Raw genomic sequence first — 6374 nt, forward strand, 5'->3', positions numbered from 1 at the left:
GGCGGGCAGGTTCGATATCCAGTAGCCGGTCGGGGCGTCCTGGCCGTGCGGCCATTCGACCAGGAGGGTCCGGGTGGGCAGGACGCCGTCCCACCGGCTGCGGCCGCCGCCTGCCTCCTGGACCGCTGCCAGGGGCTGCTTGCCCGCGGGCCGCACTGTCAGCACCGTGAATCGTGAGGACATCACCCCTTTGCTGCCCTGGCGCCAGGTCACCTCAGTGAACCGGCCGGCACCGGCCTGGACCGTGAGGGCGGAGACGGCTCGCAGTGGGGTGCGGTAGCGGGGCAGCGTCGGCGGACCGAGCCCGCCATAAGCAGGCTGGTGCGGCCGGGCATTCTCCGGATGGGCGACTTCCTTCCCGGTCAAGGCCAGGACATAGGAGAGCCCTCGCTCCTCGAGACCGAGCCGGAACGGGGTGCTGACGCCGTAGCCGGCATCGGCGACCACCACCGGGGCCTTCAAATGCCACTGGTCGAGCGTGTCGAGCAGGCCGAGCGCCAGCCGCCACTTCTCCTGGTGGCCGGTGCCGTCGGGGACTCCTGCCCTGCGGCAGCGGTCCGGCTCGTGCGTCCACTCGCGCGGCAGATACAACTGCCATTCCAGCGGGCAGGACGCGATGTCGGTGGCGGCATGGACGCTGACCGCGACCTGGCAGTTCGCCCGTTTGCCGACCGCGCCGCAGTACTGGCGGGCCACCCCGACCGACGCGGAGCCGCACTTGGGGAACGACACGTCGTCGACCACCCACACCTCAGGCCGGACCGTCTCGCACAGCCGCTCGGCGATCCGCCGCCGCACCGGCAGCGGATCCCACGGCGACTGGTTCACGAACTGCTGCAGGGCCTGCATGTTCCCGTCCGGCAGCCGCTCGGCCATCGGCTGGATCGACTTGCGCCGGCCGTCCAGCATCAGACCCCGCAGATAACACGCGCCCCACCGCCGCTGATCCCGCCGCGGCACCGAGGCGAACACATCGGCAACGAACTCCGATAACTCACCCCGGAGCCGTTCCACCTCCCCCAGCCTCATACCGGAAAAGATGCCCACCACCAGGCAAGATCACTCAACGTAACGAAGCACTACTAGGCCTTGCCCAGCGGATCCTGTACCGCTGGCACGGCGGCGGGCCCGTGTCGACCATGGCCACGGGCCCCCCGCTGCCTGCTATGGGCGCCTCACCACGCGGACTCCCAGTGCAGGGCGTTGAAGGCGACCCGGATCGGTGCGGCTCCGCTGCTGTCGTTCACCCAGCTGCGTCCACCGTTGTTGGAGTAGCTCATGGGCCACCAGCCGTACGCGATCTGCCGGAGTTGGCTGTGCTCGATCTTGCTCGACGTGGTGTAGCGCACCAGGTGAGCCGCACCGTCCTGGTCCGGTACCGAGCTCTTGCTGTGCACCGTGGTGTCGGCCTTGGAACCGACCAGTGTCCAGTCGGTGCCCTGCTCCGACCTCGGGACACCGGTCGTGTGCAGCCAGCTGTGGAACTTGGACGGGAACGAGATGTCGGCGCACTGCTGGTACGCCTGAAACTCCTTGCAGATCGTGGCCCACCGGGAGCCGTAGTGCGGGCCCCCGAGGGTGACGGCGTCCTCGACGTAGATGTACGGCGGCCAGCCCTCCTCATGCCGTTCGGTGCCCGCCACAGCCGCCCTGATGATCAGGCTGCCCATGGAGTGGCCGACCAGGTCAACGCTTCGCCCCCACCGTGAATGGTTGAGGTGGACGTTCCAGGCCAGCCGCCGTCCGAGCTCCTTGATGCCGAGCTCTCGAGTGCCGTCCTTCTTCGCCAGGTTGATGTCACAGCCGTTCTTCTTCTTGTCGCCCGTGTAGAAGCCCACACGGACGAAATCGCCCTTCCACCCCCAGCGCTTCATCGCAGTGATCGCACCGTCCCAACGGCTGGCGCAGTTAACGCCCGGCTTGCCGTCCGGGTCGTAGCCCTTGACCAGGTAGACCGTCTCGGTGGTGCTGTTGTCGCGCGCCGGTGGTGTCGGCCCCGGATCCGCGACGGCGCTCGGCGCACCGATCCCTAGGAGCGCAGCTGCACACGTCGTCGTCCAGGTCAGGCCTCGGACTCGTTTCCCCATCGTTCCTCCTGCTGGTGATGAGCTCCTACCGGAAGCGACGGTGACATCCGGATAAGACCGCGTCGACGGTCTAGCGGTGTCCCGGACAGATTCGCGCTGTCCTGGCTGGTCGGACGTCTGCACCCCAACAGATCCGGACAGCGTGAAGCCGTCAGATTCGGGGCGCGGGCCCTGCTGCGACTCAAGAACCGTCCCGAGGCATTGCACGGCTGACACGCGTCGCTGCGCTGGACGGGCGCCGTTTCCCACAGACGTCATGCGCCGCCGGACAGGTCCACTCCTGCCCGGCGCACCACCTCATGGGGCCGCACCCGACCGCCGGGTGCGGCCCCACCGCATGTTCCGCCCACTGGCCACGCCGGACGCCGCACTGCCCCCGCGCGGTGCCGCGTCCAGCACGACCAGCGGACCCTCAGCCACCGCACGGAAGGACCCGCCACCGATGAGCACGCTGCCTACCCGGGCGAAGGCAGAGATGGCCGCCTACGGGCATCCGCCGCCGCCCTCACCTACGTCCCCTCCATATGCCGGACCTACTGGCCCCCATCTCCCGTACGGTGCTGTCTGACGCCACCGCCGAGGGCCCGGTGGTGATCGTCACGGCGCACGGCGGCCGGACCGACGCGCTCCTGGTCCAGGACGGTGACGTCGATGCGGTACGGCTGGCGCTGACCGAGGAGGATGTCGGACGAGCGGTCGGGGATCTGCTGCGGGACCAGCCTGAGGCCGCGACCCAGCCGGACGCCGCTCGGCGCGTGTCCGAGACGCTCGAATGGCTGTGGGACGAGGTCGCCCATCCCGTACTGAGTGCCCTGGGGCTGGACACCGCGCGTCCACCTCAGGAGGCGCCGCGCTTGTGGTGGTGCCCGACCGGTCTGTTCACCTTCCTCCCGCTCGCCGCAGCCGGTCACCACGGCTGCGGCGACACGGTCCTGGACCGCGTGGTCTCGTCGTTCACCCCGACGATCCGGGCCCTCACCCATGCACGCCGCCCCGAACCTCGCGACGCCAGCGGCTCATTCCTGGGCGTGGGCGTACCGAACGCCCCCGGACTTCCGCCACTGCACGGCGTGGCCTCGGCGATCGCGTCGCTGCGCGAGCGGTTCCCGGACGGCGTCTTCCTCACCGGCCCGGACGCGACAGCGGACCGCGTCCTCGCCCGACTGGCCGAAGCGGACCGGGCGCACTTCGCCTGTCACGGCGTCAACTCGCCCTACAGCCCATCGTCGAGCTGTCTGGTCCTGCACGGCGGCACCGCACTGCCCGTGACGGACGTCAGTCGGCTCGACCTGAACGCCGAGCTCGCTTTCCTGTCGGCCTGCAGCACCGCCCAGGGTGGCTACGACGTCCCCGACGAGGCCATCACCGTCGCCTCCGCCTTCCTGCTAGCCGGCTACCGCAACGTCGTCGGCACCCTGTGGTCAGTCCACGACACCGAAGCCCCGCACACCGCGGCGGACTTCTACGACTCCCTGCAGCCCACGGCCCCACCCGCCCGCGCTCTCCAGGAGGCCCTGCACCGGGCGCGCACCCGTGTTCCCGAACGTCCCGACGTGTGGTCGGCGTACGTGCACTACGGTGCGTGACCGGTGTGTTCGTCCCCCTTACCGTGCCCGTCCCCCAGTTCGAACATCTCCCCGTCCTCCGTCATGACGGCGGCGTACGGTGGCGACGGCCCTCTGACGTTCAAGCAGCTCGCGCACCAGATCGCGTCACAGGCCCGTGCGCGCGCTTGAGGATGACGTCCAGCTGCAGCTCGAGGAACCGTGCGGGCTTGCCGTCCCGCAGTGTGTCGGCGGCCGCGTCCACGAGCTCGGGGAAGCGGCTCTGCATGAGGCTGCCGCGGCGGGACTGCACCAGCAGCGGGCCGGGCGCCGACCACAGGGTGAAGACGAGCGCCCGGTAGCCGTCGAACTTCGGCTGGAACCGCAGCTCACCGGGCAGCGCGCCCGGCGCAGGCACCATGTCGCGGGCCTGCGCCAGCAGCGGTTCCACCGGCGACCGAAGGACCATACATCCGGCCTACGGGCTGACCGATGTCCCCGCGACCGGGCGCGACCGCCGGTGTAGATGTGGCCTCGGCAGGGAGCCGTGCCGCTCGGGGGGTGACACGGCTCCCCGACAAAGGGGGGGTGCAGCCCGCCCGGTCCTGTCAGCGGAGCGCGGCTGCCCCCTCCTGTTTACGGCCCGGCCACGGTCCGCGCGACCGGCCCAGGGCGAGTCGGCGGCTCGAGTCCCTCGTACGGGTTGCCTCCCCACCGGCCTGTACCGCGCGGCCACAGCGAAGAGATCACGGTCGACGGCGAGGCGGCCCCGGTGACCGTGAAACTCGGCGTGTTGGTATCGAACACCAAGTCGAGGCGAGGCAGACTCAGCGCCGAACAGCTCGACGCCCTCCGGGAGCTGGGCATGGAGTGGGCGTAGGAGCGCCGAGTTTGCAGCTTCACAAACTCAACACCCACCTGGCGGCCGGGCTGAAACGGTACGAGGCCGAGCACGACTTGCTCACCACCGTTCGCCTCCCGCCGTATGCACCCGACCTGAATCCCGTTGAGGCCCTCTGGTCACTGGTACGCAGGGCCATGGCCAACACCGCCTTCGATACACCCGACGCCCTCGACCGCACACTCCGCCGGGAGTTACGCAGGATCCAGCTCCGGCCACACCTGATCGACGGCTGCCTCACCGCCACCGGCCTGACCCTCGCACCACCGACCCCACCCTGGGAACCTCAGTAGGTGGCATGGTGGCGGGGGACTGCGACGCCGACGGCTGTGAACGGGGCGGTGAGCAGGGCGTACTGCTCGGCTGGGAGCGTGGCGGGTTTCCGTACGGCCTTGGCTGCGATCACGCAGACGGACTTGGCGTCCGAGTGGAGTCCCGCGCGGTATGCATTGAGTTCCTCACTGCGCGGAAGCAGCGCCGACCGGACGGCGTGGTCGAGCTCGGAGTTTTCTGATGCGGAGAGCCGGAGGGCACGGCTTGCCTCACGGCCGCCCTGCCGACGCCGGCTGACGGCGTGGTCGAACGCGGCGGCGAGAGTCTGGGGCGGCAGAGCCGCGACCGTTGCTATGAATCGAGCCGTGGCGGCATCCACAACTAGCTCCTTGTTCAGAATGCGGAAGGTTTAAGGGCAAGCGCCAAGCAGGTGACGCGACCAGGCACTCTGCCTTGCCCGTGAGAAGGTACGTTCCGGGTGGAACGAAGGGGAGTGTGACATGGATATCCATCGCCTGGCACGCATAGCAGCGACGCTCTTTGGGGAGCTCGGCACTGCTGGAGCGCTCACGGTACGGGAGTTGCCCGACGGACTCGGAATCTGTGTGTGGCCAGCCGGCACCCGGGGTGGAGGAAGCATCTTCGTGGGGTGCGACGAGTCGGTTCTGTTCGTGGGATCCGCGATAGGTTTCGACGCCGGTCTCGCCGCTTTCCGCCAGGGCAGGCGCACTCCCGCCGAACGCTTCCGGGGCGAGCCTGACAAGGCGACTGCACAGAAGCCCGTTGAGTAGCGGGGCGTGGGCGACCGCTACGAGCGGGCGAAAGACGTCCCCTCGTGTCGGCGGTGATGGCCGCTTTACCGCAGAGTCCGTGTTCGTCGCAATCACCGGATCCTGAATCGCATGAAGTCCGACCTGCCATGACACCTGTCAGGCGCTGGCCGACGCCGCGCGTCGAGGCCCGCTATTCGGGCTCGGCCTCGACGATCCTGACGTCCTCGGCGATCGGGTCCTCCATGACCCTGGACATGTAGCGTTCGGCGCCGACAAGGTCATAGGTGTCGTATGACGCCATCGAGCTGCCCTCGTAGGTCCACTCCACGCGGTACCGCTCTGCCACCTGGCTTCCCTCCCACTCGCTTACCCGCCGGAGCGCTGTCCGACTCGAACCGTACCCCGCCCGTCGTTTGCACCCACACGACGTACGCTCGGCCTCAAATGTCACAACCACCCACTTCCTTGCATCCGTCCCGGCCTGACTGGGCCATGCGCTCACGGTTCCGTGCGACGGATTCCAGAGCCGGTGGCCTCAAGAGGGCCGGATCGATGGGACGGCGTCCAGCAGCGGCAGGAGCTGGGTGACGTCATGCCGCTTGCCGGGCCTCCCGGTGAGCGCGACGGCGAGCGGGGTTCCGTGACGGTCGACGAGCAGGCGGTGCTTGGAGCCGGGACGGGCCCGGTCGACGGGTGAGGGGCCGACGTGATCCCCCTTTGAGGTACCGGATGTGCAAGCCGTCCACGGCGCAGCGCAAAGCAGCGTACGAAGCGGCCTAGGTCCTGTCTGACAAAG

The 6374-nt window shown here is 69.1% G+C and carries 6 protein-coding genes and 2 pseudogenes; 2 read left to right on the plus strand and 6 right to left on the minus strand.

Annotation, left to right across the window (positions count from 1 at the left end; all coding sequences use genetic code 11):
- The coding region (locus CCN42_RS34460; protein WP_086741344.1) for an IS701 family transposase at window positions 1–1029 on the minus strand (1029 nt) is incomplete at its 3' end.
- Window positions 1030–1175: 146 nt separating this feature from the next.
- Window positions 1176–2087, minus strand: a complete 912-nt coding sequence (locus CCN42_RS41795; protein ID WP_158102170.1) for an esterase/lipase family protein — start codon at window positions 2085–2087, stop codon at window positions 1176–1178.
- A 557-nt stretch (window positions 2088–2644) separates the two neighbouring features.
- Between CCN42_RS41795 and CCN42_RS34470 the strand changes: the two genes are divergently transcribed.
- The gene (locus CCN42_RS34470; RefSeq protein ID WP_158102171.1) at window positions 2645–3673 is read left to right on the plus strand and encodes a CHAT domain-containing protein; all 1029 of its coding nucleotides are present in this window, start codon (window positions 2645–2647) and stop codon (window positions 3671–3673) included.
- Between the two features lie 100 nt (window positions 3674–3773).
- Here the strand turns inward: CCN42_RS34470 and CCN42_RS34475 are convergent, their stop codons facing one another.
- The gene (locus tag CCN42_RS34475) at window positions 3774–4100 is read right to left on the minus strand and encodes a DNA ligase-like domain-containing protein (RefSeq protein ID WP_143662122.1); all 327 of its coding nucleotides are present in this window, start codon (window positions 4098–4100) and stop codon (window positions 3774–3776) included.
- A gap of 437 nt (window positions 4101–4537) precedes the next feature.
- Here CCN42_RS34475 and CCN42_RS34480 point away from each other — a divergent pair.
- Window positions 4538–4825: pseudogene (locus CCN42_RS34480) on the plus strand (transposase); the annotation flags it as partial.
- On the opposite strand, the gene CCN42_RS34485 reads toward CCN42_RS34480, so the two are convergent.
- From CCN42_RS34485 to CCN42_RS34490, 3 genes and pseudogenes are all read right to left on the minus strand, one after another.
- Window positions 4819–5184, minus strand: coding sequence for a hypothetical protein (locus CCN42_RS34485; RefSeq protein ID WP_086741343.1), 366 nt, complete (start codon window positions 5182–5184; stop codon window positions 4819–4821). The pseudogene CCN42_RS34480 and the gene CCN42_RS34485 sit on opposite strands and share 7 nt — an antisense overlap.
- A 584-nt stretch (window positions 5185–5768) precedes the next feature.
- Window positions 5769–5924, minus strand: a complete 156-nt coding sequence (locus CCN42_RS42895; RefSeq protein WP_158102172.1) for a hypothetical protein — start codon at window positions 5922–5924, stop codon at window positions 5769–5771.
- A 198-nt stretch (window positions 5925–6122) separates the two neighbouring features.
- Window positions 6123–6333, minus strand: a pseudogene (locus CCN42_RS34490) (transposase); the annotation flags it as partial.
- Window positions 6334–6374: the final 41 nt, after the last annotated feature.

Source organism: Streptomyces glaucescens, assembly GCF_002154375.1.
Taxonomy (GTDB): domain Bacteria; phylum Actinomycetota; class Actinomycetes; order Streptomycetales; family Streptomycetaceae; genus Streptomyces; species Streptomyces glaucescens.

Excerpts from the sequence above, each read along its gene's own strand:
- CCN42_RS34475 (WP_143662122.1), bottom strand. The coding sequence starts at position 4,100 with ATGGTCCTTCGGTCGCCGGTGGAACCGCTGCTGGCGCAGGCCCGCGAC.
- CCN42_RS41795 (WP_158102170.1), bottom strand. The coding sequence starts at position 2,087 with ATGGGGAAACGAGTCCGAGGCCTGACCTGGACGACGACGTGTGCAGCT.